At 61.2% G+C, this 26,877-nt stretch carries 22 protein-coding genes; 6 read left to right on the top strand and 16 right to left on the bottom strand.

Annotated features, from left to right (window positions below):
* Positions 1-2: 2 nt before the first annotated feature.
* Positions 3-656, bottom strand: a complete 654-nt coding sequence (locus CIB54_RS07760; RefSeq protein ID WP_101219369.1) for a TetR/AcrR family transcriptional regulator — start codon at positions 654-656, stop codon at positions 3-5.
* A gap of 93 nt (positions 657-749) precedes the next feature.
* On the opposite strand from CIB54_RS07760, the gene CIB54_RS07755 reads away from it, so the two are divergent.
* From CIB54_RS07755 to CIB54_RS07745, 3 genes are all read left to right on the top strand, one after another.
* A complete protein-coding gene (locus tag CIB54_RS07755; RefSeq protein WP_065951918.1) occupies positions 750-1,850 on the top strand; it encodes an efflux RND transporter periplasmic adaptor subunit in 1,101 nt (366 codons plus the stop codon).
* Between the two features lie 6 nt (positions 1,851-1,856).
* The gene (locus tag CIB54_RS07750) at positions 1,857-4,916 is read left to right on the top strand and encodes an efflux RND transporter permease subunit (protein WP_101219367.1); all 3,060 of its coding nucleotides are present in this window, start codon (positions 1,857-1,859) and stop codon (positions 4,914-4,916) included.
* A gap of 128 nt (positions 4,917-5,044) precedes the next feature.
* The gene (locus tag CIB54_RS07745) at positions 5,045-5,260 is read left to right on the top strand and encodes a hypothetical protein (protein ID WP_065951920.1); all 216 of its coding nucleotides are present in this window, start codon (positions 5,045-5,047) and stop codon (positions 5,258-5,260) included.
* A 66-nt stretch (positions 5,261-5,326) separates the two neighbouring features.
* Here the strand turns inward: CIB54_RS07745 and CIB54_RS07740 are convergent, their stop codons facing one another.
* From CIB54_RS07740 to plsB, 3 genes are read right to left on the bottom strand one after another with little or no spacing between them, the layout of a single operon-like run.
* The gene (locus tag CIB54_RS07740) at positions 5,327-6,016 is read right to left on the bottom strand and encodes a DUF4197 domain-containing protein (RefSeq protein WP_065951921.1); all 690 of its coding nucleotides are present in this window, start codon (positions 6,014-6,016) and stop codon (positions 5,327-5,329) included.
* A gap of 22 nt (positions 6,017-6,038) precedes the next feature.
* On the bottom strand, positions 6,039-6,440 hold the full coding sequence (locus tag CIB54_RS07735; RefSeq protein WP_065951922.1) for a YbaY family lipoprotein: 402 nt from the start codon (positions 6,438-6,440) through the stop codon (positions 6,039-6,041).
* A gap of 51 nt (positions 6,441-6,491) precedes the next feature.
* Positions 6,492-8,996 carry a glycerol-3-phosphate 1-O-acyltransferase PlsB gene (plsB, locus tag CIB54_RS07730; protein ID WP_101219365.1) on the bottom strand — a complete coding sequence of 835 codons (2,505 nt, stop codon included), beginning with the start codon at positions 8,994-8,996 and terminating at the stop codon, positions 6,492-6,494.
* Between the two features lie 179 nt (positions 8,997-9,175).
* On the opposite strand from plsB, the gene CIB54_RS07725 reads away from it, so the two are divergent.
* The gene (locus tag CIB54_RS07725; protein ID WP_065886074.1) at positions 9,176-9,385 is read left to right on the top strand and encodes a cold-shock protein; all 210 of its coding nucleotides are present in this window, start codon (positions 9,176-9,178) and stop codon (positions 9,383-9,385) included.
* 180 nt (positions 9,386-9,565) lie between these two features.
* Here the strand turns inward: CIB54_RS07725 and CIB54_RS07720 are convergent, their stop codons facing one another.
* The 4 genes from CIB54_RS07720 to CIB54_RS07705 form a co-directional block, all read right to left on the bottom strand.
* Positions 9,566-9,943 carry a hypothetical protein gene (locus CIB54_RS07720; RefSeq protein WP_065932867.1) on the bottom strand — a complete coding sequence of 126 codons (378 nt, stop codon included), beginning with the start codon at positions 9,941-9,943 and terminating at the stop codon, positions 9,566-9,568.
* A 53-nt stretch (positions 9,944-9,996) separates the two neighbouring features.
* Positions 9,997-10,806, bottom strand: coding sequence for a putative RNA methyltransferase (locus CIB54_RS07715; protein WP_065951925.1), 810 nt, complete (start codon positions 10,804-10,806; stop codon positions 9,997-9,999).
* Positions 10,806-11,957, bottom strand: coding sequence for a succinyl-diaminopimelate desuccinylase (gene dapE, locus CIB54_RS07710; RefSeq protein ID WP_065951926.1), 1,152 nt, complete (start codon positions 11,955-11,957; stop codon positions 10,806-10,808). Before dapE ends, CIB54_RS07715 begins: the two co-directional genes overlap by 1 nt.
* Positions 11,958-12,204: 247 nt before the next feature.
* Entirely contained in the window at positions 12,205-14,796 is a 2,592-nt protein-coding gene (locus CIB54_RS07705; protein ID WP_065951927.1) for a glycosyltransferase, read from the bottom strand.
* Between the two features lie 217 nt (positions 14,797-15,013).
* On the opposite strand from CIB54_RS07705, the gene tcdA reads away from it, so the two are divergent.
* Positions 15,014-15,823, top strand: coding sequence for a tRNA cyclic N6-threonylcarbamoyladenosine(37) synthase TcdA (tcdA, locus tag CIB54_RS07700; RefSeq protein ID WP_162515418.1), 810 nt, complete (start codon positions 15,014-15,016; stop codon positions 15,821-15,823).
* Positions 15,824-15,938: 115 nt separating this feature from the next.
* Here the strand turns inward: tcdA and CIB54_RS07695 are convergent, their stop codons facing one another.
* From CIB54_RS07695 to CIB54_RS07680, 4 genes are all read right to left on the bottom strand, one after another.
* Positions 15,939-16,352: a SufE family protein gene (locus CIB54_RS07695; protein ID WP_101219363.1), complete on the bottom strand. Its 414-nt coding sequence runs from the start codon at positions 16,350-16,352 to the stop codon at positions 15,939-15,941.
* Entirely contained in the window at positions 16,349-17,554 is a 1,206-nt protein-coding gene (locus CIB54_RS07690) for an aminotransferase class V-fold PLP-dependent enzyme (RefSeq protein ID WP_101219361.1), read from the bottom strand. The genes CIB54_RS07695 and CIB54_RS07690 overlap by 4 nt, the downstream gene beginning before the upstream one ends.
* Before the next feature lie 69 nt (positions 17,555-17,623).
* Positions 17,624-18,658 carry a 2,3,4,5-tetrahydropyridine-2,6-dicarboxylate N-succinyltransferase gene (dapD, locus tag CIB54_RS07685; RefSeq protein ID WP_065951931.1) on the bottom strand — a complete coding sequence of 345 codons (1,035 nt, stop codon included), beginning with the start codon at positions 18,656-18,658 and terminating at the stop codon, positions 17,624-17,626.
* Positions 18,659-18,690: 32 nt separating this feature from the next.
* Positions 18,691-18,999 (bottom strand): arsenate reductase, encoded by a 309-nt coding sequence (locus CIB54_RS07680; protein ID WP_232790536.1) that lies wholly within the window; start codon positions 18,997-18,999, stop codon positions 18,691-18,693.
* A 294-nt stretch (positions 19,000-19,293) separates the two neighbouring features.
* On the opposite strand from CIB54_RS07680, the gene CIB54_RS07675 reads away from it, so the two are divergent.
* Entirely contained in the window at positions 19,294-20,937 is a 1,644-nt protein-coding gene (locus CIB54_RS07675) for a Na+/H+ antiporter (protein ID WP_065951932.1), read from the top strand.
* On the opposite strand, the gene CIB54_RS07670 is transcribed toward CIB54_RS07675, so the two are convergent.
* From CIB54_RS07670 to map, 4 genes are all read right to left on the bottom strand, one after another.
* Positions 20,930-21,673 carry a M12 family metallopeptidase gene (locus CIB54_RS07670; protein ID WP_157829694.1) on the bottom strand — a complete coding sequence of 248 codons (744 nt, stop codon included), beginning with the start codon at positions 21,671-21,673 and terminating at the stop codon, positions 20,930-20,932. The genes CIB54_RS07675 and CIB54_RS07670 overlap by 8 nt on opposite strands.
* A 125-nt stretch (positions 21,674-21,798) precedes the next feature.
* Entirely contained in the window at positions 21,799-22,998 is a 1,200-nt protein-coding gene (gene dapC, locus CIB54_RS07665; protein ID WP_065951934.1) for a succinyldiaminopimelate transaminase, read from the bottom strand.
* 158 nt (positions 22,999-23,156) lie between these two features.
* A complete protein-coding gene (locus CIB54_RS07660) occupies positions 23,157-25,859 on the bottom strand; it encodes a [protein-PII] uridylyltransferase (RefSeq protein ID WP_101219357.1) in 2,703 nt (900 codons plus the stop codon).
* Between the two features lie 63 nt (positions 25,860-25,922).
* Complete coding sequence (gene map, locus CIB54_RS07655) at positions 25,923-26,705, bottom strand: type I methionyl aminopeptidase (protein WP_057723204.1); 783 nt, start codon at positions 26,703-26,705, stop codon at positions 25,923-25,925.
* Positions 26,706-26,877: the final 172 nt, after the last annotated feature.

Genomic DNA, 26,877 nt, shown 5'->3' with positions numbered 1-26,877 from the left:
AGCTAAACGCTTGCGGCTGCCCCCCTCCCATACGCCCGCATGAACAACCCCACTACCTCCCGAACATGCTCTTCGGCAGCTTCTTCGCTCAGTTGCCCGCCGCAGCCATACAGCAAGCGGAAATTCGCCGTGCCCTTGAGCAGGCAAAAAAAGTGCTCCGCGGCCTTGAAGGGGTTTTCGATGCTCAGTGCGCCGCCCTGGTCAATCTTGCCGAGCAGGCGCTCCATGCCTTGCAGCATGCGCATGGGGCCGGCTTCAAAGAAGATTTGTGAGAGTTTTACGTCCTGATTGCCGGTGGTCATCATCAAGCGATGCAGGTTCACCGACTCCTCACTGTTGATCAACCGATGGAAGCCCCGCGCGATGTTCAGCAGCACGGTCTCCACAGGCATGCCTGCAGGCAGCTCGAAGTACATCACCGGCAATTGCTCTTCACACTTGGCCACCACCGCTGCGGTGAACAGGTTCTCCTTGTCGGTGAAGTGGCTATAGACGGTGAGTTTCGATACCCCGGCCGCAAGCGCGACGGCGTCCATGCTGGTATTCGCGTAACCCTTGCTCAGGAACAGCGATTTAGCGGCTTCGAGGATTGCCTGGCGTTTTGCCATGTCCTTAGGGCGCCCGGGACTAGGGGTGTTCACAGGATTGTCGGACATTTTCACCTTTAATACTGGACTGGTGAGTTTGGTATTAATAACATACCGGCCAGTATAATTATTCCAAGCCTCATTTGCGAAAGGTCCCACAGCATGCGCAGCACTTTCCTGCCCTTTGCGTTGCCTGTCAGCCTGATCTTCCTGTTGGCCGCCTGCGGCCATGAAGAAGCGGCCCCCACTGCCCCCCGCCCGGCCATGGTGGTGCAACCCCAGCCCCTGGCGCAGTCGATGGACAGCTATCCCGGTGAAGTGCGCGCCCGCTATGAGCCGGACCTGGCTTTCCGCATCAGTGGCAAAGTCAGCAAGCGCCTGGTGGAAGAGGGCGAGCGGGTCAAGGCCAACCAGCCGTTGGCCGAGCTCGACCCCCAGGATGTGCGCCTGCAACTGGAAGCCAGCCGTGCCCAGGTGGCTGGCGCCGAGGCCAACCTGAGCCTGGTGCGCGCCGAGCGTGACCGCTACAAGACCCTGATGGACCGTCAGATGGTCAGCCGATCCCAGTACGACAATTCCGAAAATCTTTATCGAGCGGGTGTTGCGCGCCTCAAGCAGATCAAGGCTGAGTTCGACGTGTCCAGCAACCAGGCCGGGTATGCCGTGCTGCGTGCGCCCCAGGACGGTGTTGTCGCCAAGCGTGCGGTTGAAGTGGGCCAGGTCGTCTCCGCTGGCCAAACCGTGTTCACCCTGGCCACCGATGGCGAGCGTGAAGTACTGATCAGCCTGCCGGAGCAAGGCTTCGGCCGCTTCAAGATCGGCCAGCCGGTATCGGTTGAGCTGTGGAGTCAGCCGGATCAACGCTTTGCCGGACGCATTCGCGAGCTGTCGCCCGCCGCCGATCCGAAGTCGCGCACCTTCGCTGCACGGGTGGCGTTCACTGGCGGCAAAGTCCCTGCAGAACTCGGACAGAGCGCTCGGGTATTCATACCGATCAACGGTGTGATGCCTCTGTCGGTGCCGCTGTCTGCCCTGAGTGCGGAGAACGGCGCGTCTTATGTCTGGCGTGTGGCGCCGGACAACACCCTCAAGCGCACCCCCGTGCGCATCGGCGCGTTTGGCGAGAAGAACGTGCCGGTACTCGAAGGCCTGGCGCCCACCGACTGGGTGGTCGCGGCGGGTGTGCATGTGCTCCATGAGGGCCAGCAAGTGCGCCCGGTGGATCGCGCCAACCGCGTGGTGAATCTGGCGGCCAAGGAGTAGTCCCCGATGGGTTTCAATCTTTCCGAGTGGGCGTTGCGTAATCGCCAGATCGTACTGTTCCTGATGATCCTGCTGGCGGTCGTCGGCACCTTGTCTTACACCAAACTGGGGCAAAGCGAAGACCCTCCCTTCACCTTCAAGGCCATGGTGATCAAGACCAACTGGCCAGGAGCAACCGCCCAGGAAGTGTCACGCCAGGTCACCGAGCGCATCGAAAAGAAACTGATGGAGACCGGCGAGTACGAGCGCATCGTCTCGTTCTCGCGGCCCGGCGAGTCCCAGGTGACCTTCATAGCCCGCGACGCCATGCACTCGGCGCAGATTCCCGAGCTGTGGTACCAGGTGCGCAAGAAGATCAGCGATATCCGTCAGACCTTGCCAGCGGATATTCAGGGGCCGTTTTTCAACGATGAGTTCGGCACCACGTTCGGCAATATCTACGCCTTGACCGGTGACGGTTTCGACTACGCCGTGCTCAAGGACTACGCCGACCGTATCCAGATTCAGCTGCAGCGGGTACCGGACGTGGGCAAGGTCGAGCTGCTCGGCCTGCAGGATGAGAAGATCTGGATCGAGCTGTCCAACCTCAAGCTCGCCACCCTCGGCCTGCCATTGGCCGCTGTGCAGCAAGCCTTGCAGGAGCAGAACGCGGTGTCGACCGCCGGCTTCTTTGAAACCCCGAGCGAACGGGTGCAGTTGCGGGTGTCGGGCAACTTCAAGAGCGTGGAAGAAATCCGTAACTTCCCTGTTCGGGTGGGGGACCGAACCTTCCGGATCGGCGATGTCGCCGATATCCAGCGTGGGTTCAACGACCCACCGGCACCGCGCATGCGTTACATGGGCGCCGACGCCATTGGCCTGGCCGTGGCCATGCGTGATGGCGGCGACATTCTGGTGCTGGGCAAGGCACTGGAGCGTGAATTCGCACGCTTGCAGAAGAACCTTCCGACAGGCATGGAGTTGCGCAAGGTCTCGGACCAGCCGGCAGCGGTGAAGACCAGCGTCGGCGAATTCGTCCAGGTACTGGCCGAAGCCTTGGCCATCGTGTTGCTGGTGAGCTTCTTTTCCCTGGGCGTCCGCACCGGCATGGTGGTGGCCCTGGCAATTCCGCTGGTGCTGGCCATGACCTTCGCCAGCATGTATTACCTCGGCATCGGCCTGCACAAAATCTCCCTGGGTGCCTTGGTGCTGGCCCTGGGCTTGCTGGTGGATGACGCGATCATCGCGGTGGAGATGATGGCGATCAAAATGGAGCAGGGCTTCGACCGGATCAAGGCCGCAAGTTTTGCCTGGACCAGCACCGCCTTCCCCATGCTGACCGGCACGTTGATCACCGCCGCGGGTTTTTTGCCGATTGCCACCGCGCAATCGAGTACCGGCGAGTACACCCGGTCGATCTTCCAGGTGGTGACCATTGCACTGCTGGCCTCATGGGTCGCTGCGGTGGTGTTTGTGCCGTATCTGGGCGAAAAGCTGCTGCCGGACCTGGCGAAAATACATGCGGCCAAGCACGGCACCGACGGTCCGGACCCCTATGGCACGCCCTTCTACCAGCGTGTAAGACGGTTGGTGCAGTGGTGTGTACGTCGGCGCAAGACCGTGATCGTCCTGACCCTGTTGCTGTTTGTCGGCGCGGTCGGGTTGTTTCGTTTCGTGCCGCAACAATTCTTCCCTGCCTCGGGTCGCCTGGAGCTGATGGTCGACCTGAAACTGGCCGAAGGTGCCTCCCTGAGCAACACCGCCGACCAGGTCAAACGCCTCGAGGCCTTGCTCAAGGAACACGCCGGCATCGACAACTACGTGGCCTACGTGGGCACCGGTTCGCCGCGTTTCTACCTGCCGCTCGACCAGCAACTGCCGGCTGCCAGCTTCGCCCAATTTGTGGTGTTGGCACACACCATCGAAGAACGCGAAAGCCTGCGCACCTGGCTGATTGGAACCCTTGACGAACAGTTTCCTGACCTGCGTTCGCGCGTTACCCGCCTGGAGAACGGTCCGCCCGTGGGCTACCCGGTGCAGTTTCGCGTGACCGGTGAGCACATCGAAGAAGTCCGCGCCCTGGCGCGCAAAGTCGCGGCCAGGGTTCGCGAGAATGCCCACGTGGTCAATGTGCACCTGGACTGGGAAGAGCCGAGCAAGATCGTCTATCTGAATATCGACCAGGACCGCGCCCGGGCGCTTGGCGTGAGCACCGCCAACCTGTCGAAATTCCTGCAAAGCTCCCTGACCGGCGCCACCGTCAGCCAGTACCGGGAGGACAACGAGTTGATCGAGATTCTTCTGCGCGGCACCGTCCATGAACGCACCGAGTTGTCGCTGCTGCCAAGCCTGGCGGTACCGACCGACAACGGTAGAAGTGTGGCCCTGGCGCAGATTGCAACCCTCGAGTATGGCTTTGAAGAAGGCATCATCTGGCACCGTAATCGCCTGCCGACAGTGACCGTGCGCGCCGATATCTACGGCAAGGAACAACCCGCGACCCTGGTCCAGCAGATCCTCCCGACCCTGGAAGACGTGCGCGCCGAGTTGCCTGACGGCTATTTGCTGGAAGTCGGTGGCACGGTTGAAGACTCTGCGCGCGGACAGAACTCAGTGAAGGCCGGCGTGCCATTGTTCATCGTGGTAGTGCTGACCTTGCTGATGCTGCAACTGCGCAGCTTCTCACGCACGGTGATGGTGTTTCTGACCGCGCCCCTGGGCTTGATCGGCGTCACGTTGTTCCTGCTGGTGTTTCGTCAGCCGTTTGGTTTCGTGGCCATGCTCGGCACTATTGCCCTGTCGGGGATGATCATGCGCAACTCAGTGATATTGGTGGACCAGATCGAACAGGACATCAAGGCGGGGCTGACGCCCTGGCAGGCGATTATTGAAGCCACGGTCCGCCGCTTCCGGCCGATCGTTCTGACGGCACTCGCGGCGGTACTGGCGATGATTCCACTGTCACGCAGTGTGTTCTTCGGGCCGATGGCGGTGGCAATCATGGGCGGGTTGATTGTGGCGACGGCGCTGACGCTGCTGTTTCTACCGGCGCTTTACGCGGCGTGGTTCAGGGTTAAACAGGAATGACGATGGTTATGGCGAGGAACGTTTCTTAAGGTTTCGCCACTCATGGACTACCTGATTACAGGTATCCGGCCCGTCGGACTTCACGCCGGCTGGCCGGATCTCAAATCTGATGATTCAAGGAGCAACCAATGGGACTATTCATCGGTAAATCGTTGAGCGTTTCGGTCAACAGCAGCTTTGGCGGGGGCAACTGCGCCAAACCCAAACCACCAGCAGATGACTGCAATGACAATTGCAAACCCAGGCATGACAGTCATGGCGGTGGCGGCTCGATCAAGTTCGGTTTGAGCGTGATGCCACTGGGCGCAGTGATCTTTGGCGGGCTGGCCGGCAAGTTGTTTTAACGGTGCAGTAAGTCAGTGGGCCCGGGCAGGTGATCTTTCGCCACCTGCTCGGGTGCCCACAGGTGTTTACAAGGCGCCAAACACTTTCTTGGCAAGGCTGGTGGCGGCAGCTGCCGGATTCTTGCGAATCGTTTCTTCCTGCTGCGCGATCATCTTGAACAAGCCGTCCAGTGCCTGTTCGGTCACGTAGTTTTCAACGTTGGCGCTTTTGGCATCCACTGCGCCGAACGCCGCTGCCTTGCCGGCGAGCGCGTTGTACTGCTGGGCCACGCCGACCTTGTCGGTTGCGGCCTTGACGATGGGCAGGAATTTGGCGCGGATTTGTTCGCGGCTGCTCGTGTTCAGGTACTGGGTGGCTGAATCCTGACCACCGCTGAGGATGCCTTTGGCATCGGTCACGCTCATGTTTTTCACGGCATTGACCAGGATCGGCTGGGCCTGGGTCACAGCGGTTTCCGCGGCTTTGTTCATACTGGTTTCCAGCTGGGTGACCTGATCGCCCATGCCGAACATCTTCAGCTTGTCAGCGACCTTGCCCAGCTTGCCCGGCAGGCCGATTTTCACCTCGGGGTTATTGCTGAAACCACCGGGCGTGCCCAGTTGTTTCACCGCGATCTGTGCGCCTTGGGTCAAGGCATCCTTCAGGCCGCCGCTGGCGTCGCCCTGGGACAGGCTGCCAAGGTCCAGTGCCATGGCGTTGGCGCCCAGTAGCAGTCCGGCGAACAGGGCGGTGAGGCGAAGAGGGTTACGGAGCATGGGCGCTTCCTTATGGTTGAATTCAGTGGGCTGGCGCGTCGACACGCAAGCGCAGTGGCTGTGGGTCCTGGCCGTTGAGTTGAACTGCATGGCGCTGCGTGGTGATGAACAGTAGCTTGCCATCCACCTCGATGCGAGCGCTGACCGAGTAGCTGTGACCAGGCTTGACCTGCGCCGGGTCATAGCTCAGGTGAAACGGCAGCGGTACCTGGCCCTTGATCGGGCCTTTCTGTTCGGCCAGGACTACGGCGGGAGCATCCATCAAGGACACATCCTGCAGGCTCACGCTCAAGGTGGCGGTTGGCGGCAGTGCGATGCGTTGCAGGTAGAACACTTCGCCGTCGAGGCTGGCCTTTGGGGCGGGGGGCATGGATTGGCAGGCTCCGAGCAGGGCAGTGAGGCCCAGGAGGATAATCTTTTTCATGGTGCAGCTCCTTTTCAACGGCGCCGGAAACCGCCCGGCGCCTTGTTCAATCTAGCGGGTTTGCGCAGGTTCCACCGCTTGCTCGGTCACGCCATCGACGCGATGCAGCGCCACCTGGCGAATCGACAGGCGAATGTCCGCCGGCAGTACCCGTTTCGCCGCGCCTTCCGCCAGTTCGCCGAGCAGGTCGTGGTAACTCAGCTTGCCGGCTTCATCGCGGCGCAGCACATCTTGCTCCAGCAAGGTCTGGATGAAATGTCGGAAAAGGCTCTTGTCGAAGAATTCCGGGGCATTGAGGCCATGCAGGATCGACAGGCGCTGGGCCATGGTTGTGCACAGGTCCTCCAGTTCTTCGGCGCTGATGCTGTTCCGGCCGCTGTTGAGCAGCAGCGAAATCGCCATGTAGAAGCGCTGCAAGGTTTGGGCGATGCTCTTGGACAGCAGGGTCAGCAGTACAAAGTGCCGCGAACTCGGCGCCGCGCGCAGATACACGTTGTTTTCAAAGCGCAGCAGGCCCTGTTCGACAAAGGCCTCCAGCCACTGGTCAACCACGCCATCCAGCTCTTCCAATGACCAGCGGATAAACAACTCCGATTGCAGGTATGGATAGAGCGCCTGGGTATAGCGCAGGATCTGCTCGCGGCTCATCCGCGAACTGCTCTGGAAAAAGCTCGCCAGCAGGGCTGGCAGGGCGAAGATGTGCAGCACGTTGTTGCGGTAATAGGTCATCAGGACGGCATTTTGCTCATCCAGATAGACAATCTTGCCCAGGGCATCGCTTTGCTCCGACAGCAGGTCCATGTCCTTGACGTGCTTGATCAGCGCCAGGCCATCGCCCTCCGGCAGGGTGGTGTGGGGTGAATAAGGCACGCGGCGCAGCAGCGCCAGGTACAGGTCCAACTGGCGGGCCATGGCTTGTTCATCCAGGGCCAGGCGTGTGGTCGACAGCAGCGCCAGTGCCACCAGGTTCACCGGGTTCACCGCGGCGGCTTCGTTGAGGTGGCGGGCCACCTTTTCGCTGAGGCGGTGGGTGGTTTCATTCAGCCACGCCGGCTTGAAGTTCGGGCCCAGTTCCTGGGCGCGCCAGTCCGGTTGCTCGTGGTCGAGAAACTCCGCCAGCTTGATCGGCTCGCCGAAGTTGACCGCAACCTGGCCGAAGCGCTGCTTGAGCGCGCCGACGACTTTGAAGATATCGAAGATCGACTCTTTCTTCTTGCTCGCACCGCGCAGTTCGCCAAGATAGGTGCGGCCTTCGAGCACGCGTTCGTAACCGATGTACACCGGCACGAACACGATGGGCATGCGCGAAGAACGCAGGAAACTGCGCAGGGTGATGGCCAGCATCCCGGTTTTCGGCTGCAGCATGCGACCGGTGCGCGAGCGGCCGCCTTCGACGAAGTACTCCACCGGGAAGCCCTTGGTAAACAGGGTGTGCAGGTATTCGTTGAACACCGAGGTGTACAGCGGGTTGCCCTTGAAGGTGCGGCGCATGAAAAACGCACCGCCACGGCGCAGCAGGCTGCCGATCACGGGCATGTTCAGGTTGATGCCGGCGGCAATGTGCGGCGGGGTCAGGCCGTTCTTGAACAGCAGGTAGGACAGCAGCAGGTAGTCGATATGGCTGCGGTGGCACGGCACGTAGATCACTTCGTAGCCTTGGGCAACCTGTTGCACGCCCTCGATGTTATTGACCTTGATGCCGTCGTAAATCTTGTTCCAGAACCAGCTCAGCACCACTTCCAGAAAGCGGATCGCCGTGTAGGTGTAGTCCGAGGCGATTTCGTTGCCATAGCGCAGGGCCAGGGCCTTGGCTTTTTCCGGCGATATCTTTTCGCGCTCGGCTTCATCGGCAATGGCCTGGCGCACCAGGGGCATATTGACCAAACCCTTCACCAGATTGCGCCGGTGGGACAGGTCGGGGCCGATCACGGCGGTCTTGAGGTTACGAAAGTGCACACGCAGGATGCGCTGGGCCATTCTTACGGTGCGTTCGTGCCCTTTATTGTGCTCGATCAATTCACGCAGGTTGATGGGCGCGGAGAATTGCACGCGGGTCTTGCGGCCGAGGATCAGGATGCTCAACAACCGGCGCAGACGCCCGGTGACCGCCCAACTGTCGGCGAACAACAGCTTCCAGGGGCTGGACTCGCTTTCGGGGGATTGGCCCCAGAACACGCTGACCGGAATGATTTGTGCATTCTCTTCGGCATGTTCGCTCAGGGTGTTGACCAGGCGCGTCAGGGTTGGCGGTGCGCCGCGTTTGTCCTGGCGCCCGAGCCAGTCCGGCTCCGGCGTGAGGTAGAAGAACGCCGCAGGTTCCATCAACGGGCCTACCGATACCGGCAGCACCGGGCGCGGTAGGCCAGCCTTGGTGCACTCGGTATCGACCACGGCCAGTTCGGTCAGGGAGGGCGATTGCAGGACGTAAAACACCGGCCGGCTGCGGTCCAGGTTAAGGGTTAGGGACGACTGGTTGATCGTCTCCGAGCGAACCCAGAGGTACAACAGTCGGCGCAAGGTGCCAAACACCAGACGGCGGAACGGGGAGCGGGTCATAGGCGAACTGCTTCAAGTGGAAAAAACCGAGCAGGCGCTCGGGCGGGTAGTGTGCCGTATTCGCTGAAAATCGGCAAAAAAGCAGCGATGTAAAGTTGAGTTGATGGTTTTTGAGCGTGTCTTATACTCGGCAGTTCAACGCCAGCGACTCAATAATAAAAACCAGTGGGAGTGAACAGATGACAACGCGCGAAACCGGCAATGTGAAGTGGTTCAACGATGCAAAGGGCTACGGCTTTATCCAGCGTGAAGATGGCAAGGATGTGTTCGTGCACTACCGCGCCATTCGCGGTGACGGGCACCGCTCGTTGGCCGAGGGTCAGCAGGTGGAGTACGCCGTGGTGACGGGCGAGAAAGGCTTGCAGGCCGAGGATGTGGTCGGCCTGTAAGGCCGAGCTGCAGGTAACAAGCTTCGAGCTGCAAGCTTCAAGCTTCAAGCTTCGAGCTTCGAGCTGCAAGCTGCAAGCTGCAAGCTGCAAGCAGATTGGCTTCAGCTTGCAGCTTGCAGCTTGCAGCTTGCAGCTTGCAGCTTGCAGCTTGCAGCTTGAGGCTTGAGCCTTGCAACCGCCTTAAGCCGTTTTCCAGGTGATTTCTTCTTCACCGTCCGCACTGATGCGCATCCAGCGGTCAGCACTTTCCTCGCCTTCTTCCTCAACCCAGGTCCCCGGTGCGCAGCGCACTTCAACGTTCAGCGCGGCAAACGCGGCGCGGGCGCAGGCGATGTCGTCGTCCCACGGGGTCTGGTCGCTTTCCAGGTACAGGCTGTTCCACTTGCCGACGGCTTTTGGCAGCCAGGTCACTGGTACGTTGCCGGCCTTGCACTTGTAGGTCTGGCCCTTCTGGACCCAGTCGGTGCATGGGCCCAGGGCGGCGCCCAGCCAGGCGGCGATGGCCTTGTAGTCGACGTCGGCGTCCTTCAGGTAAATCTCGATATCGGGTTGGCGCATGGATGTTCCTCGTTGCGGGATTCGAAAATCCATTCGCGGATGCTGAAAAAAGGTTATTGAAGCACGAAATAATCGTAGCGCATCGACACTGTGACCTGCAGCGGCTCGGCGGCCTCGATGACCTCGCTGCGTCGCTCTGCACTGGCACGCCAGCCGTGTGGGGTCATGGCCAGCAGGTTGGCGCGGTCCCTGGGTTCGGCCAGGCTCAGTGTGAACTCAAGGGTTTCGCTGTGTGCCAGGTGCATGCCATCCGGCACCAGGGCCAGATGCTTGTCGTCGGTGTACGCGCGCACTTCGTCGTACAAGCGCTCGCGCAGCTCCATCAGATGGCCACGTGTAGGACCGACCTTCATCAGGCCGCCGCCCGGGCTGAGCAGGCGCTTGGCTTCCTGCCAGTCCAACGGGCTGAACACGCTGGCGAGAAACTGGCAACTGGCGTCGGCCAACGGTACACGGGCCATGCTGGCGATCAACCAGGTCAGCGCCGGGTTGCGCTTGCACGCACGCTTGACCGCTTCCCTGGAAATATCCAGGGCGTAGCCGTCGGCGTGGGGCAGGGCGTCGGCGATCTGCGCGGTGTAGTAACCCTCGCCGCAGCCGATGTCCACCCAGCGTTGCGGCGCGCGTTCAGCGGCCAGCTCGGCCAGGCGCCTGGCGACCGGGGCGTAGTGGCCGGCGTTGAGGAAATCACGGCGTGCCTCGACCATGGCGAGATTATCACCTGGGTCGCGGCTGTTCTTGTGCTGCACCGGCAGCAGGTTGAGGTAACCCTGGCGGGCGCGGTCGAAACGGTGCCCGGCGGGGCAGGCCACGCCATTGTCCACCGCACTGAGCGGGGCATTGCAAAGGGGGCAGGCCAGCATCAGGCGAGCAACTTGATCAGGGTCTGGTAGTAGATTTCGGTCAACACATCGAGGTCGCTGGCAAGGATGCGCTCGTTGACCTGATGGATCGTCGCATTCACCGGGCCCAGCTCGACCACCTGGGTGCCCAGGGTGGCGATGAAGCGCCCGTCAGACGTACCGCCACTGGTGGACGCCTTGGTCTCACGCCCGGTGATCGCCTTGATGCTGGCCGATACCGCGTCGAGCAATGCGCCCGGCTCGGTGAGGAAGGGCAGGCCCGACAGCGCCCAGTCCACATGCCAGTCCAGGCCGTGTTTATCCAGAATCGCGGCGACTCGCTGTTGCAAACCTTCCACGGTGGACTCGGTGGAGAATCGGAAGTTGAACACCGCCGTCAGGTCGCCGGGAATCACGTTGGTGGCGCCGGTGCCGGAATTGAGGTTGGAGATCTGGAAACTGGTCGGCGGGAAGAAGCTGTTGCCGTCATCCCAATGCTCGGCGGCCAATTCAGCCAGGGCCGGCGCGGCGAGGTGGATCGGGTTCTTCGCCAGGTGCGGGTAGGCCACGTGGCCCTGTACGCCGCGTACGGTCAAGGTAGCGCCGAGGGAGCCGCGACGGCCGTTCTTGACCACGTCGCCCACCAGGGTGGTGCTCGACGGTTCGCCGACGATGCACCAGTCCAGGCGCTCCTTGCGCGCGGCCAGGCGTTCGATCACGGCCTTGGTGCCATGGTGCGCCGGGCCTTCTTCATCGCTGGTGATCAGGAAAGCCACCGAACCCTTGTGGTCCGGGTAATCCCTGACGAAGCGCTCCGACGCCACCAGCATCGCGGCCAGGCTGCCTTTCATGTCCGCCGCGCCACGTCCGCACAGCATGCCGTGTTCGTCGATCAGGGCGTCGAACGGATCGTTCTGCCAGGCCTGCACCGGGCCGGTGGGGACCACGTCGGTGTGGCCGGCGAAGCACAGCACCGGGCCGTCATGTTGGCCATGGGTGGCCCAGAAGTTATCCACGTCCTCGATGCGCATCGGCTCGAGCGCAAAACCGGCGTCGCCCAGGCGCTGCATCATCAGCTTCTGGCAATCGGCATCGATCGGCGTGACCGATGGGCGACGGATCAGGTCGATGGCGAGTTGAAGGGTCGGCGAAAGGTCGGCATGGGCCGTCATGGGGAAACTCCGGAAAGCGTGTAATGGGCGCAGGACGAATGTGCTGAAACGGCGCAGATTCAATGTGGGAGGGGGCTTGCCCCCGATGGCGGTTTATCAGCAACAAATTAGCTGACTGACACGCTGCTATCGGGGGCAAGCCCCCACCCACATGAAGCAATCGGTGCTTGCCTGATCCAACAAAACGGCCGTTATCTTATAGCAAAACGGCGGCCAGAGGCCGCCGTTTAGTGCATTACGCAAGTTTTTACACCGCAGTGACTGGCTCGGCCTTCGGTGCCGGTTTGGGCAGCGACGACAGGAACGCCATGATCAAGGCGGCCACATACGGCAGCGACTGCACCAGCAGCATCACCACCCAGAAGCGCATGTCATTGCTCGGCAGGCCTTGCACCAGGTAGATACCCAAGGCCGCGCCCCACAACAGCAGCATGATGAACATTTCTTCGCGAGCCTCGGAAATCGCCACCCAGAAGCCATGGTTGTCGGCGTTTTTCGGTGTACGAAAAAACGGAATGCTGGTGGTGAAGAAACCGTACAGCACCGCCTTGGCGATGGTGTGCGATAACGCCAGGCCGGCCAGGGCCGCGCAGAATGCATCCTTGAGGTTCACCCCGACCGCACGGCGGTACAGGAAGATGATCTTGCCCACCTTGAACACGAACAGCGCCAGCGGCGGGATCGCGAAGATCAGCAACGGCGGATCGACGCGGGTCGGCACGATGATCATCGCCGCCGACCACAGCAGCGCGCCGACGGTGAAGAAGATGTTCATGCCATCGGCCACCCACGGCAGCCAGCCCGCGAGGAAGTGATAGCGCTGGCCACGGGTCAGCTCGGTGTCTTTGCCGCGCAACAGGCTGGCGGTGTGGCGCTTGATGATCTGGATCGCACCGTAGGCCCAGCGGAAACGCTGTTTCTTGAAGTCGATAAAGGTATCCGGCATCAGGCCCTTGCCATAGCTGTCGTGGTAGTACGCCGCCGACAGACCCTTTTCGAACACGCGCAGGCCCAGTTCGGCATCTTCACAGATGCACCAGTCGGCCCAGCCCAGTTCTTCGAGCACCGAGCGACGGGTCATGGTCATGGTGCCGTGCTGGATGATCGCGTCGCGGTCGTTACGGGTGACCATGCCGATATGGAAGAAACCCTTGTATTCCGCGTAGCAGAGCTTCTTGAACGTGCTTTCGTTCTGGTCGCGGTAATCCTGCGGCGATTGCACCACGGCGATTTTCGGGTCGGCGAAGTGCGGCACCATGTGCTTGAGCCAATTGGGCGACACGCAGTAGTCGGAGTCGATCACCGCGATCACTTCGGCGTCCTTGGCGGTGTGCGGGATCAGGTAGTTCAACGCGCCGCCCTTGAAACCGGCCAGGGGCGCGACGTGGAAGAACTTGAAGCGTGGGCCGAGGGTCTGGCAGTAGTCGCGCACCGGCTCCCACACCGCCGGGTCCTTGGTGTTGTTGTCGATGATCAGGACTTCGTAGTCCGGGTAATCGAGCGCCGCGAGGGCATCGAGGGTCTGTTTGACCATGTCCGGCGGCTCGTTGTAGCACGGCACATGGATCGACACTTTGGGCCGGTAGTCCGATTCCCCCTCGACCGGCAGGAATTCACGCCGGCGCTTGTGGGTCCACACCGCTTCCGCCAGTTCGTGGGCTTCGGTCAACAGCACGATAAACACGCCCAGGGCGCCGAGGGCCAAGAGGATGCCGACGGTGACGCTGAACCAGGTGCTGTATTGCTGGCTGTAGTCGTAGCCGATCCACACCAGCACCGAACCGCACAGGAACGCGATAAACGTGAGGAAGGTGCGGCCACGCTGGCGCAGGGCAGAGCCGTCGATCATCAGCAGGGTCAGGGACAGCAGCGCCAGCACCACCGAGCCGATGGCCAGTACCCGCCATTGCGGGATCGCGACCACCGGGCCTTCAAAGTTGAATTTCTGCTGGCGTGCGGCGTTGAATACGCCCCAATAGGCGCCGGCCGAGCCTTCGTCGCTGACCTTCCAGGGCTGATCGAAGGCTTCGATCACGAAATAGTTGAACCCTTGGCGGTTCAGTTTGTTAACCAGGGTGCGCAGGTAAACCGCCTGATCCGCAGGCGACGTTTCATTGCCACCGCGCATGCGCCCGTTGCTCGGCCAGCCAACCTCCGACAGCAGCAGCGGCTTTTTCGGGAACAGTTTCTTCAGATCCCTGGCGCGGTCGAGTACGTACTGGCCGGCCTTGTCCATCGGAATGAATTCCCAGAACGGCAGGATGTGCGCGGCGATCAAGTCGACGTGCTTGGCCAGTTGCGGGTTCTTTTCCCAGATGTGCCATTGCTCGGAGGTGGTCACCGGCACTTTTACCGCAGCGCGCACCCGGTCCAGCAACACGATCAGCGCTTCGGGGGTGATTTCCTCGCGGAACAGCGCCTCGTTACCGACCACCACCCGCACCACACTGCGCGAGCTGTTGGCGATTTCGATGGCGCGCTGGACTTCGCGCTCGTTACGCTCCAGGTCCGGGCTGATCCAGATCCCCAGGGTGACGCGCAGGCCGAACTCTTCGGCCAGCTTGGGAATGTCCCCCAGCGTGCCGTCGACCGAGTAGGTGCGGATGTTATCCGTCAGCTTGCTCATGATCGCAAGGTCCTGACGCATCTGCTCGTCGGTGGGGTACTGGTCTTTCTGCGGGTACTGGCCTTGCTGGAACGGCGAGTAGGAAAAACCGGAGATCTGCTCGGGCCAGTTGGGGGCGGTGACCGGGCGGTTGATCAGCGCCCAGAAACCCGTGAACAGCGCGGCAATTGCCAGCACGATCACCAGGTTGAGTCCAAATTTACGCGATGCCATGGTTATGTCGGGTTCCAAAGGGTGTGGAACGAAAAGAGGTGTCGGCCTACGCCAACCGGCGCGCATCCTACACTGGCCTTTCCCTGAGCGTACAGCAAGCCGAGAAAAACCGGACATTGGGCAGCGAAAGTGTCTCTAAGTTCTTAACGTGTAGTTTGTGGCTTAAAACTTATTGCTGCGTAGCCCATAATGCGCGCCGGTTTTTAGGGTAATGGTCATGAGCACAGAAGATCCGCGGTTTGCAGGCGTCGCCCGTTTGTATGGCATTGAAGGCCTGGAACGCTTGAAAGCGGCCCATGTGGCGATCGTCGGTGTCGGCGGCGTGGGCTCGTGGGCGGCGGAAGCCGTGGCCCGTTGCGGGGTGGGCGAGATTTCGCTGTTTGATCTGGACGACGTCTGCGTCAGCAACAGCAACCGCCAGTTGCATGCACTGGACAGCACCGTAGGCAAACCCAAGGTTGAAGTAATGGCCGAACGCCTGCGTGGCATCAACCCGGCGTGCACGGTGCATGCGGTGGCGGACTTCGTTACCCGCGACACCATGGCCGAATACATCACGCCTGACATCGATTGCGTGATCGACTGCATCGACGCGGTCAACGCCAAGGCGGCGCTGATTGCCTGGTGCAAGCGCCGCAAGATCCAGATCATCACCACCGGTGGCGCCGGCGGGCAGATCGATCCGACGCTGATCCAGGTGTGCGACCTCAACCGCACCTTCAACGACCCGCTGGCCTCGAAAGTGCGCTCCACCCTGCGCCGTGACTATGGTTTTTCACGCACGGTGACCCGCCATTACAGCGTGCCGTGCGTGTTTTCCACCGAGCAGCTGCGCTATCCCAAGCCGGACGGCAGCATCTGTTTGCAGAAGAGTTTCGTCGGCGATGGCGTGAAGCTGGACTGCGCCGGAGGGTTCGGTGCGGTGATGATGGTCACCGCCACGTTCGGCATGGTGGCGGCGACCAAGGCGGTGGACAAGATTGTGGCAGGGGTGCGCCGGCCGTCGGAGCGCATCAAGCCCACCTGAATCTCAGGACTTTAGACAGTTCAAAATGTGGGAGGGGGCTTGCCCCCGATAGCGATGGATCAGCCAATAAATTTTTGGCTGACACACCGCATCGGGGGCAAGCCCCCTCCCACATTTAGTACTTTATCTGGCTCAATGCCCGCATGCGCTGCAAGACGGCATTCAAGCCATTGCTGCGCGACGGTGATAACTGGCGCGACAGGCCCAGTTGATTGAACCACTCCGGCAGATCAACCGCCTGCAATTCAGCGGCCGACAGCCCATTGACCCGGGCCAGCAGCAACGCCACCAACCCACGAATCATCCGCGCATCGCTGCTGGCGGCAAACTGCCAATGGTCGTCGTGCAAGTGGCCGACCAGCCACACCAGGCTTTCGCAACCGTGTACCAGGTTGGCGTCGACCTTGTCTGCGTCCGCCAGCGCCGGCAGTCGCTCGCCCCATTGCATCAACAGGCGCGCACGTTGCTCCCAGCCGCCTACGGCTTGAAACGCCTCAAGTGCAGTTGCTGCCTGTTCCGGCAAGCTCATCGCAGCATGTCCAGCGCCTGGTCAAGCGCTTCAAAAAAGCGCTCCAGGTCATTGGAGTCGTTATACAGCGCCAGTGACACGCGAATCGCTCCTGATAACTGCAGTGTCTTGAGCAACGGCATCGCACAGTGATGACCGGCACGCACGGCAATCCCCTGCTCGGTCAGCAGATGCGCGAGGTCGGCGTTGTGCACGCCTTCGACCACAAAACTGGCCAGTGCCACCTGCGGCGCACCCATTACGCGCACACCATTGCGTGCTTTCAAGCCGCGCAATAAATAGTCGTGCAGCGCCGCTTCATGGCTGACCACCGCCTGTTGATCCAGCGAAGCCAGGTAATCCAGCGTCGCCCCCAGGCCGATCACACCGGCAATCGGCGGCGTGCCAGCTTCAAAACCCAGCGGGGCAGGGCGGAAGCTGGCGCTGTGGTAGTCCGCCTGTTGCACCATCTCACCGCCAAACTGCCAGTGGCGCAGGTGATGCAAGGCGTCGTGGCGACCGTATAGCACGCCGACACCGTCCGGGCCGTACAGCTTGTGGCTGGAAAATACGTAGAAGTCGCAGCCCAGGGCCTGCACGTCGTGGCGCCCATGCACGATGCCCTGGGCGCCGTCGACCACCGTCAGCGCGCCGTGCAGGCGAGCCAGCCCCAGCAAGTCGTCGAGGGGCTGCCAGGCGCCGAGTACGTTGGATAACTGGCTTACCGCCAACAGTCGCGTGCGCGGGCCGATCAGTCGGGCGGCGGCCTCGAGGTCAATCAAGCCGTGACCGTCCAGTGGCAATACCACCAGTGTCAGTGCGCGACGCTTGGCCAGTTGCTGCCAGGGCAGCAAGTTGGCGTGGTGCTCCAGGGCGCTGATGGCAATCTCATCGCCCGCATTGAATAAGTGCTCCAGGCCATAGGCCAGGAGGTTCAGCGCAGAGGTTGCGCCGTGGGTAAACACCACCTGCCCGCTGGCGCCCGCATTCAACCACTGCGCCACCTTGCTGCGACTGTCTTCAAACGCTTGGGTCGCATGGGCCCCCGGCAAATGCTGGGCACGGTGCACATTGGCTGCGCCATTGGCGTAGTAATGGCTGATCGCGTCCAACAGGGCTTGAGGTTTCTGCGTGGTGGCGGCGCTGTCCAGGTAGGTCTGGTCTTGCCGTTGCAGGTTGGCGATGGCTGGAAAGTCAGCGCGCCAGGGGGAGGGCACAAGCATGATGTTCAAAACTCGTATAGGCGAGCCGCAACCGAAGGTACGACCCGCCAGGGGGCATCGAGTGGCTGCTTAGTTGTGAGCGTGCAGCGCTTCGTTCAGTTCGATGGCCGATTTGTGGGTTTTGCACTCCACGGCACCGGTCTCGGAGTTGCGGCGGAACAGCAGGTCCGGCTGGCCGGCCAGTTCACGCGCCTTGACCACTTTGACCAGTTGGTTCTTCTCGTCCAGCAACGCAACTTTGGTCCCTGCGGTCACATACAGGCCGGACTCCACGGTGTTGCGGTCGCCCAACGGGATACCGATACCGGCATTGGCGCCGATCAGGCAGCCTTCGCCGACCTTGATCACGATGTTGCCGCCACCCGACAGGGTGCCCATGGTGGAACAGCCGCCGCCCAGGTCGGAACCCTTGCCGACGAACACGCCCGCCGATACGCGGCCTTCGATCATGCCCGGGCCTTCGGTGCCGGCGTTGAAGTTGATGAAACCTTCGTGCATCACGGTGGTGCCTTCGCCGACGTAGGCGCCCAGGCGCAGGCGGGCTGCGTCAGCGATACGCACACCGCTCGGCACCACGTAGTCGGTCATTTTCGGGAATTTGTCCACCGAGAACACTTCCAGCAGCTCGCCACGCAGGCGCGCTTCCAGCTGGCGTTCGGCCAGTTCAGCGATATCGATGGCGCCCTGGCTGGTCCATGCCACGTTCGGCAGTTGCGGGAAGACACCGGCCAGGCTCAGGCCGTGAGGCTTGACCAGGCGATGGGACAGCAGGTGCAGCTTGAGGTACGCCTCAGGCGTGGAGGTCAGTGCGGCGTCTTCGGCCAGCAGCGTCGCGACCAGCGGGGTGTGGCTCTCGGCGAGTCGGTTGAGCAGTGCTGCTTGGGTAGCATCGACATTTTTGAGCGCATCAGCCAGTTGCAGCGCTTGGCTGATGGTAAAAGTGATCGCTTGATTACCTTCGGTGTAACCCAGGATCGGCGCGATGGCCGCGACGATTTCAGCCGACGGGTTGAGCAGGGGCTGTGCGTAAAACACTTCCAGCCAAGCACCTTGGCGGTTCTGAGTGCCGACGCCGAAGCCCAGGCTGAACAGGGAATGGGACATGCTGTTACCTCTACAAAAATGGAAGGGCTGGCCTACTTGAGGGCCGCCGAATAACTATCTGGCTTGAAGCCAATCAGGGTTCTGTCACCGAGATCGAGCACCGGGCGCTTGATCATCGAGGGTTGTGCGAGCATCAACTCAATGGCTTTCGACTGATCGAGATCGGCTTTGCGTTCGTCTTCGAGTTTGCGAAAGGTGGTGCCCGCACGGTTCAACACCACCTGCCAACCGTGCTCGTTGCACCATTGGGTCAAGTGTTCGCGATCAATACCGGCTGTTTTGTAATCATGGAACTCATAAGTCACCGCGTGCTCATCGAGCCAGGTGCGCGCCTTTTTCATGGTGTCGCAGGCTTTGATGCCGAAAAGGTGCAAGGTTTTGCTTGAAGCAGTCAAGGAATTGCCCCCCTTTGGACGAATGAAAAATGGAAGATCGCGGATTATGCCACGCTCAGCGCGTTTCGGCGTCGCCCGTCAGCAGGGTGCGACTTTTGTGTAAACGCCAGTGCGCGGCACAGACGGGTAACATAGCCGGGCAACATAGCCGAGTAAGATAGCCGGGTTATATGGCACTTCAACGGCCAGTTGTTGCCTGATGCCTGTCATTGCAAGTCGATTGTCCGGGAAATCCGCGTTATGCAAACCGCTTACACCGTTCTGATCCTGCTGATGCTGGTCAGCGTTTCGCGCCTGGTCGGGCGCATCATCCCACTGCCGTTGCCGTTGTTGCAGATTGCCGCCGGGGCCCTGCTGGCCTGGCCCACGTTGGGCCTGCACGTGGCGCTGGACCCGGAGCTGTTTCTGTTTCTGTTCTTGCCGCCGCTGCTGTTTTCCGATGGCTGGCGCATGCCCAAGCGTGAATTGTGGCGCTTGCGCGGGCCGATCCTGACACTGGCGGTGGGGTTGGTGCTGTTCACCGTGGTCGGTGCCGGCTACTTCATTCATTGGCTGTTGCCCTCGATTCCCTTGCCGGTGGCCTTTGCCCTGGCAGCGGTGCTGTCGCCCACGGACGCCGTGGCGGTGTCCGCCATTTCCCAGAACCGTTTGCCCAAGCCGCTGATGCACATGCTTCAGGGCGAGGCCTTGATGAATGACGCATCGGGCCTGGTGACCTTCAAATTTGCCCTGGCGGCGGCGTTGACCGGTGTGTTCTCGCTGGCCGATGCCAGTTTGACTTTTGTACTGGTGGCGGTGGGCGGCCTGGCGATCGGGGTGGCGCTGAGCTGGCTGGTCGGCCGCCTGCGCGCCTGGATGATTGCGCGGGGCTGGGATGACCCGGCGACCCATGTGGTGTTCATGTTGTTGCTGCCCTTTGCTGCCTATGTACTGGCCGAACGCCTGGGCGCGTCCGGCATTCTCTCGGCGGTGGCGGCAGGCATGATGCAAAGCTGGCTCGACCTGTTGCCGCGCCAGACCAGCACGCGCTTGCTCAACCGCAGCGTGTGGTCGTTGCTGGAGTTCGCCTTCAACGGTTTGATTTTCCTGCTGCTCGGCCTGCAACTGCCGGACATCATCAAGGCGGTGGTCAGCCATGAAACCACGCTGTGGCCCACCTTGATGTATCGCTGCCTGGAAGTGGTGGCGATCTTCCTGGTGCTGGTGGTATTGCGCTTTATCTGGGTGCAGAGCATCTGGCGGCTGTCGGGTCTGCTGCGCAGGCTGCGCGGCAAAAATGCGCTGACCCTGGTGCCGACGGCCCGTTCCTGCTGGTTGTTGACCGTCGGCGGTGTGCGCGGCGCGGTGACGTTGGCGGGGGTCATGTCGGTGCCCTTGCTGCTGGCGCCGGGCCAGGACTTCCCCGAGCGTGACCTGCTGATCTTTATCGCTGCCGGGGTCATCTTGTTGTCCCTGGTCGCTGCCTGTATTGCCCTGCCATTGCTGCTGCGGGGTGTCGAGAAAGGCCCGGATGAGAAGCGCCACAACGAAGTGCGCGAGGCCTGGAAAAAGACCGCCGTGGCGGCGATCCACGCGCTGGAGGTCGAAGAACCCGCCGAAGCCGAAACGCCGGACGCCGCTCAAGCGGCATTGGCCACCGAGCTCAAGGCGCGGCTGATGGCGGAGTATCGTCATCAGTTGGACGTATTCAATGACTCGGCCGAGGCTCAGGCACTGGCGCTGCAAATGGATCAGTTGGAGCGCAGGCTGAGGCTCAAGGCGCTACGCGCGCAGCGCCTGGAACTCTACCGTTTGAGTCGCCAGCACCAGATTGGCGACGATGTACTGCGCGAAGTGTTGGCGGACCTGGACATGAGTGAAGCGAACTTGGGTAGTGTTAAGTAGTGGCGTGGCTGATCATTGCCCGGATACCTGAATTGAGCACTTTACCCAAGAGTGTTTTGTCTTCTGGATAAAGCGACTGAATGAACGTTTTATCGCCTTCAGACAGGTTGAAGTTGCGCGGGATGGGGTTACCGGTGTTGAGTCTTGAGGCGGAAAAGCCATAGTGCATGATGGATTTGTCATCATAGTTTTCAGAGGCCGTTACTTGAGGGCGTGAAAAAGTGCGGATGATATTGTCATCGGCGTGGTAGCGGAATTCCCCCCGCAATTCGTACTCGTCGTAGATGTTCTGGTTGTTCAAGTCCAACGTCCGGTCAGGGTGCTGATGCTCATGTCTGAGGCCCAAAGCATGGCCGAACTCATGCTGGATCGTGGCGGCTATGCTATCGGGAGAGCGTGTGAAGCCGATGCCCATGGTGGGCTTGGACAGTGGAACGTTTTTGGCGTCGGTACCCACTTTTGACCATCCTGGGCCATTGTCATTGTCTGCCGTGATGCGTATGTCGCCGTTGGGGCCGTCAATGAACTTGAAATAGAGATTGGTGTGCGGCGCCCATTTATTGATGTTGTGCTTTACCAGATCCTTTTGTTCTTGTGTCATGTTCAGTCGCGAGATGGTCAGCACCGAATGTTGAGGCCATAGTTTGTTCGGCGTGGCGACGCCGCGTTTAGTTCTACTGAGAGGTGCGCTCACGGAGTGCGCAGGAACGGGATGGGTGGGGATCGTGAGGGTCATGTCGTTCACCTGAGCGTTTGTACCAGATGAACGTGGGTGGAACATTCAAGAGGCTTTGTTCCCATTTATGGGTTGCAAGATACATCCGTCATGGCCGCTCCCACGGTATGGGAGCGGCGTGAACCTCAACTGCGGCGCTGAATGAAAGCGCGTATCCGCTCAGCCGCTTCGACGCATTCGGCCAATGGCGCAACCAATGCCAGGCGTACACGGCCGGCACCGGGGTTGAAACCGTCCACTTCGCGAGACAGATAAGAGCCCGGCACCACCGTCACATGCTCTTGCACAAACAAATCGCGGCAGAAGTCCGCGTCGTCACCGTTCACATTCGGCCACAGATAAAAGCCGCCGTCCGGGCTTTGCACATCCAGCACCGGCTTGAGGATCGCCAGCACTGCGTCGAATTTTTCGCGATACAGGTCGCGGTTGGCCAGTACGTGGGCCTCGTCCTGCCAGGCTGCGATGCTGGCCAACTGGGTTTGCACCGGCATCGCGCAGCCATGGTAGGTGCGGTACAGCAGGAATGCCTTGAGGATATCCGCGTCACCCGCCACGAACCCGGAGCGTAGGCCCGGCAGGTTGGAGCGCTTGGACAGGCTGTGGAACACCACGCAACGCTTGAAGTCCTGGCGACCCAGTTCGACGCAGGCGCTCAGCAGGCCCGGCGGCGGGGTTTGTTCGTCAAAGTACAGCTCGCTGTAGCATTCGTCGGCGGCAATCACGAAGTCGTGCTCATCGGCCAGGGCGATCAGCTTTTTCAGGGTGTCCGCCGGAATCAGCGCGCCGGTCGGATTGCCTGGGGAGCACAGGAACAGGATCTGGCAACGTTTCCAGATGTCCGGCGACACGGCATCGAAGTCCGGGTTGAAACCATTGGTGTCCAGGCACGCCAAGTAATGCGGCTTGGCCCCGGCGAGGAACGCGGCGCCTTCGTAGATCTGGTAGAACGGGTTCGGGCTCACCACCAGCGCGTCGTCACCGCGATTGACCACGGTCTGGGTAAAGGCGAACAACGCCTCTCGCGTACCGTTGACCGGCAGGATGTTGCGCGCCGGGTCCAGCCAGCCTTGCGGGACGTTGAAGCGGCGCTCGCACCAGGCTCCAATCGCCTCGCGCAGTGCGGGGATGCCCAGTGTGGTCGGGTACACGGCCATCTGATCGAGGTTGTTACTCAACGCTTCGGCGACGAAGGTCGGGGATTTGTGCTTGGGTTCGCCGATGGACAGCGCAATCGGGCGTTTGTCCGGGTTCGGTGTGACGCTGCCGAGCAGGGCGCGCAGTTTCTCGAACGGGTAAGGCTGCAGCTGGTTCAGAGCGTTGTTCATCGCAAGTCTCGTCAAATTCAGTTGTCGGCACGCGGTCTGGTTGCCGGCGAAAATTCAATGCGGGAGGGGGCTTGCTCCCGATTGCGTTGTGTCAGTCAGCTGATCTTTATCTGATCCACTGCTATCGGGAGCACGCCCCCTCTCACATAAGCCTGTGTTCATAGGGTCAAGCGTGTCAGCTCGACGCCCGGTTCCTGGGTCACGCTCAATTGCTCCACGATCGCCTCCTGCAAGCGGCGGCACAGCTCAGGGTCGGACAGCGGCTGGTTGTCGGCGTCGGTGATGAAGAACACGTCTTCCACGCGCTCGCCGAGGGTCGCGATCTTGGCGTTTTGCAGCGACAGGTCGAATTCCAGGAAAATCCCGCCGATCCGTGCCAGCAGGCCCGGGCGATCCGGCGCGCTGAGCTCCAGTAAGGTGACCGGGCGCTGGGCGTCGTTGGAAATAGTCACTTGGGGGGCAAAGGCAAAGTGCTTGAGCTGGCGCGGTACGCGGCGCTGGATGATGGTCGGATAATCATCCGGGTTGCGCAGGGCTTCGGTCAGGCCTTCGCGGATCTTCTTCACACGCACCGGATTATCGCCGATCGAGTCGCCATCGGTGTCGAGCACAATATAGGTGTCGAGGGTGAACTGGCTGCTGGAGGTGATCACCCGGGCATCATGAATGTTCAGGTTGAGCTGGTCCATGGCCGCCACGGTTACGGCGAAGAAGTCGTGCTGGTCCGGCGCGTAGATGAAGATCTGCGTGCCGCCTTCGAATTCGCGCTGGGTGGTTTCCTTGATCAGTACCAGCGGGCCACCATCGGCCGGCTGTTGAAGGATGGCGTCAGTGTGCCAGGCGACGTCGCCGGCGGTGTGGCGCAGGAAATAATCGTCACCCAGTTGCGACCACAATTGTTCGACGTCATCCGGGTCGTTGCCCCCGCGCACCAGGATATCCAGGGCCGCGCTTTGGGTGCGGCGGATCTGCTCTTCACGGTCCACCGGGTTTTCCAGGCCGCGGCGCAGGGCGCGCTTGGTCTCGGTGTACAGCTGGCGCAACAGGCTGGCGCGCCAGGAATTCCAGAGCGTAGGGTTGGTGGCGTTGATGTCGGAGACGGTCAGCACGTAGAGGTAGTCGAGGCGGGTCTCATCGCCCACGATCTGCGCGAAGTCGTGGATGACTTGCGGGTCGGACAAGTCCTTGCGCTGGGCAGTGGTCGACATGACCAGGTGGTTCTGCACCAGCCAGACAATCAGGCGGCTGTCCCACAACGGCAATTGGTGACGCTGGCAGAACGCCTCGGCATCGACTGCGCCGATCTCCGAGTGATCGCCGTGCCGGCCTTTGCCGATGTCGTGGTACAGGCCGGCCAGGTAAATCAGTTCCGGCTTGGGCAGTTTGGCCATGAGTTTGCTGGCCAGTGGGAATTTCTCTGACACCTGGGTGTACTGCAACTTACGCAAATGCTTGATCAGGTTCAGGGTGTGCGCGTCCACGGTATAGATGTGGAACAGGTCATGCTGCATCTGCCCGACGATAAAGCCGAACTCGGGCAGGTAGCGCCCGAGGATGCCGTAGCGGTTCATCCGCCGCAGGTTGCGGTGGATGCCGATCTTGCACTTGAACAGTTCGATAAACAGGCTGGTGTTGCGGATGTCGTGACGAAATGCCTCGTCGATCAGATGGCGGTTTTCCCGCAGCAGGCGGATGGTGTCGGCGCGCACGCCTTTGATTTCCGGCTGCTGGGCCATCAGCACGAAGATTTCCAGCATGGCGAACGGCGTGCGGCGGAACACGTTGTCGTTGCGCGCCTCGATATAGCCATCATGCAGTTGGAAGCGTGCGTTGATCGGCTGCGGCGGCGCTTCGTCTTCGGGCGCCAGGATCACTTCTTCGAAGTGCTGGATGATCAGGTCGCTGAGCTGGGCGATGCTCATCACCACCCGGTAATACTGCTGCATGAAGCTTTCGATGCTGGTCTTCGCATCTTCGCCTTCGAAACCCAGCAAGGTGGCGATGGAGCGCTGGTGGTCGAACAGCAGGCGGTCCTCGGAGCGCCCGGCGAGCATGTGCAGGGCGTAGCGCACCTTCCACAGGAACTCCTGGGACGAGGCCAGCAGCGCGTTTTCACTTTCCACCAGAAAGCCCTCGCCGGCCAGGGCGCGCAGGTTCAGGGTGCCGTACTGACGACGGGCGACCCACAAGATCGTCTGGATATCGCGCAACCCGCCCGGCGAACCTTTGACGTTGGGTTCCAGGTTGTATTCGGTGTCGTTGTATTTGTGGTGCCGTGCCTTTTGCTCGGCGTGCTTGGCCAGGAAAAACTCCTTGCTTGGCCACATGTGCGCAGTGCTGGTGACCTCGAGCATGCGCTGGCGCAGGCGCTCGGGGCCACAGATGGTGCGGCTTTCCATCAGGTTGGTGACGACCGTCAAGTCGGCGCGGGCCTCGTCGGCGCACTCTTGGACCGAGCGTACGCTCTGGCCGACTTCCAGGCCGATGTCCCACAACAGCGTCAGAAAGCGCTCGATGGAATCGCGAAAAATCTCATGGTCGGCGCTGTCCAGCAGGATCAGCAGGTCGATGTCGGAGTAGGGGTGCAGCTCGCCACGCCCGTAGCCGCCGACCGCCACCAGGGCGATATCCGCCTCGGTGCTCCAGCTGAACTGTTCCCAGGCTTTTTGCAGGATATTGTCGACGAACCAGGCGCGGTCCTCGATCAGCCTGCGTATGTCGCGGCCGCTGCGAAAGCGCGCGTCGAGCACGTCGCGCGCCTGGCGGATCGCTTTCTTGAACGCGGCGATGGGGCTTGCCTTCAGCGCCAGTTCGGCCTGGAACTGGCCACGGTCGAAGAGTTCGGGATCCACCTGGGGCATCGATCGGCTTTCCTTTCTATCTGTCAGTCAGTCATTACACCGTTGGGAAAACCTGCCCGGTCTCTACGCCGAAACGCGTGGAATCGTGTCATCGGCGCGCAGGGTGAAGATCTCGTAGCCGGTCTCGGTGACCAGCAGGGTGTGTTCCCACTGCGCCGAGAGCTTGCGGTCCTTGGTGATGGCGGTCCAGCCGTCGCCCAGCACCTTGGTATCGGCCTTGCCCTGGTTGATCATCGGCTCGATGGTAAAGGTCATGCCAGCCTTGAGTTCCATGCCGGTGCCGGCGCGGCCGTAGTGCAGGATCTGCGGTTCTTCGTGGAAGACGGTGCCGATGCCGTGGCCGCAGAACTCGCGTACCACCGAGAAACCGTTCTTTTCGGCGTGTTTCTGAATCACTTCACCGATATCGCCCAGGCGGCAGCCGGGCTTGACGATCTCGATGGCCTTGTACATGCATTCCTGGGTCACCTGGGACAGGCGCTCGGCCCAGGGCGCGACGGTGCCGACATGGAACATGCGGCTGGTGTCGCCGAAGTAGCGGTCCTTGATCACGGTGACGTCGATGTTCAGGGTGTCGCCATCCTTCAGCGGCTTGTCACCCGGAATCCCGTGGCAGACCACGTGGTTGACCGAGGTGCAGATCGACTTGGGGAAGCCCTTGTAGTTCAGCGGAGCAGGGATGGCGCCTTGCACGTTGACTATATAGTCGTGGCAGATCTGATTCAGTGCTTCAGTGGTGACGCCGGGCTTGACGTGTTCGGCGATCATTTCCAGAACGTCGGCAGCCAGCTTTCCGGCAATGCGCATGCCGGCGATGTCTTCGGCGGTTTTCAAACTCACGGTCATACAGGCTCTCTCTAGCGCAATACGCTGAAATCAATTCGGTTGACGGGCGTGCGACAAAAAGCTTGCAGGATTCGCACAAGCCACAGAAAACGCGATTCTAACAGACGATGGCGTCAAATCATGAGCCTCTGATGATCGCTTCTCTCTATAAGGTGGGGGTAGGTCGGCTCTG

The sequence above is a fragment of the Pseudomonas fluorescens genome (assembly GCF_002837185.1).
Classification (GTDB): Bacteria; Pseudomonadota; Gammaproteobacteria; order Pseudomonadales; family Pseudomonadaceae; genus Aquipseudomonas; species Aquipseudomonas fluorescens_AM.
The sequence above is the reverse complement of the archived record's forward strand: the minus strand, read 5'-3'. Positions and strand labels throughout refer to the sequence as shown.

What these genes read in the sequence shown, in the direction of transcription:
- CIB54_RS07660 (WP_101219357.1), bottom strand. Translation starts at nt 25,859, where the DNA reads ATGCCCCAGGTGGATCCCGAACTCTTCGACCGTGGCCAGTTCCAGGCC.
- CIB54_RS07720 (WP_065932867.1), bottom strand. Translation starts at nt 9,943, where the DNA reads ATGCGCCAACCCGATATCGAGATTTACCTGAAGGACGCCGACGTCGAC.
- map (WP_057723204.1), bottom strand. Translation starts at nt 26,705, where the DNA reads ATGACCGTGAGTTTGAAAACCGCCGAAGACATCGCCGGCATGCGCATT.
- CIB54_RS07670 (WP_157829694.1), bottom strand. Translation starts at nt 21,673, where the DNA reads ATGACCCTCACGATCCCCACCCATCCCGTTCCTGCGCACTCCGTGAGC.
- CIB54_RS07725 (WP_065886074.1), top strand. Translation starts at nt 9,176, where the DNA reads ATGACAACGCGCGAAACCGGCAATGTGAAGTGGTTCAACGATGCAAAG.
- CIB54_RS07750 (WP_101219367.1), top strand. Translation starts at nt 1,857, where the DNA reads ATGGGTTTCAATCTTTCCGAGTGGGCGTTGCGTAATCGCCAGATCGTA.
- CIB54_RS07735 (WP_065951922.1), bottom strand. Translation starts at nt 6,440, where the DNA reads ATGAAAAAGATTATCCTCCTGGGCCTCACTGCCCTGCTCGGAGCCTGC.
- CIB54_RS07680 (WP_232790536.1), bottom strand. Translation starts at nt 18,999, where the DNA reads ATGAAAAAGGCGCGCACCTGGCTCGATGAGCACGCGGTGACTTATGAG.
- CIB54_RS07705 (WP_065951927.1), bottom strand. Translation starts at nt 14,796, where the DNA reads ATGGCATCGCGTAAATTTGGACTCAACCTGGTGATCGTGCTGGCAATT.
- tcdA (WP_162515418.1), top strand. Translation starts at nt 15,014, where the DNA reads ATGAGCACAGAAGATCCGCGGTTTGCAGGCGTCGCCCGTTTGTATGGC.
- dapD (WP_065951931.1), bottom strand. Translation starts at nt 18,658, where the DNA reads ATGTCCCATTCCCTGTTCAGCCTGGGCTTCGGCGTCGGCACTCAGAAC.
- CIB54_RS07690 (WP_101219361.1), bottom strand. Translation starts at nt 17,554, where the DNA reads ATGCTTGTGCCCTCCCCCTGGCGCGCTGACTTTCCAGCCATCGCCAAC.
- CIB54_RS07760 (WP_101219369.1), bottom strand. Translation starts at nt 656, where the DNA reads ATGTCCGACAATCCTGTGAACACCCCTAGTCCCGGGCGCCCTAAGGAC.
- CIB54_RS07740 (WP_065951921.1), bottom strand. Translation starts at nt 6,016, where the DNA reads ATGCTCCGTAACCCTCTTCGCCTCACCGCCCTGTTCGCCGGACTGCTA.
- CIB54_RS07745 (WP_065951920.1), top strand. Translation starts at nt 5,045, where the DNA reads ATGGGACTATTCATCGGTAAATCGTTGAGCGTTTCGGTCAACAGCAGC.
- dapE (WP_065951926.1), bottom strand. Translation starts at nt 11,957, where the DNA reads ATGACGGCCCATGCCGACCTTTCGCCGACCCTTCAACTCGCCATCGAC.
- dapC (WP_065951934.1), bottom strand. Translation starts at nt 22,998, where the DNA reads ATGAACAACGCTCTGAACCAGCTGCAGCCTTACCCGTTCGAGAAACTG.
- CIB54_RS07695 (WP_101219363.1), bottom strand. Translation starts at nt 16,352, where the DNA reads ATGAGCTTGCCGGAACAGGCAGCAACTGCACTTGAGGCGTTTCAAGCC.
- CIB54_RS07675 (WP_065951932.1), top strand. Translation starts at nt 19,294, where the DNA reads ATGCAAACCGCTTACACCGTTCTGATCCTGCTGATGCTGGTCAGCGTT.
- CIB54_RS07755 (WP_065951918.1), top strand. Translation starts at nt 750, where the DNA reads ATGCGCAGCACTTTCCTGCCCTTTGCGTTGCCTGTCAGCCTGATCTTC.
- CIB54_RS07715 (WP_065951925.1), bottom strand. Translation starts at nt 10,806, where the DNA reads ATGCTGGCCTGCCCCCTTTGCAATGCCCCGCTCAGTGCGGTGGACAAT.
- plsB (WP_101219365.1), bottom strand. Translation starts at nt 8,996, where the DNA reads ATGACCCGCTCCCCGTTCCGCCGTCTGGTGTTTGGCACCTTGCGCCGA.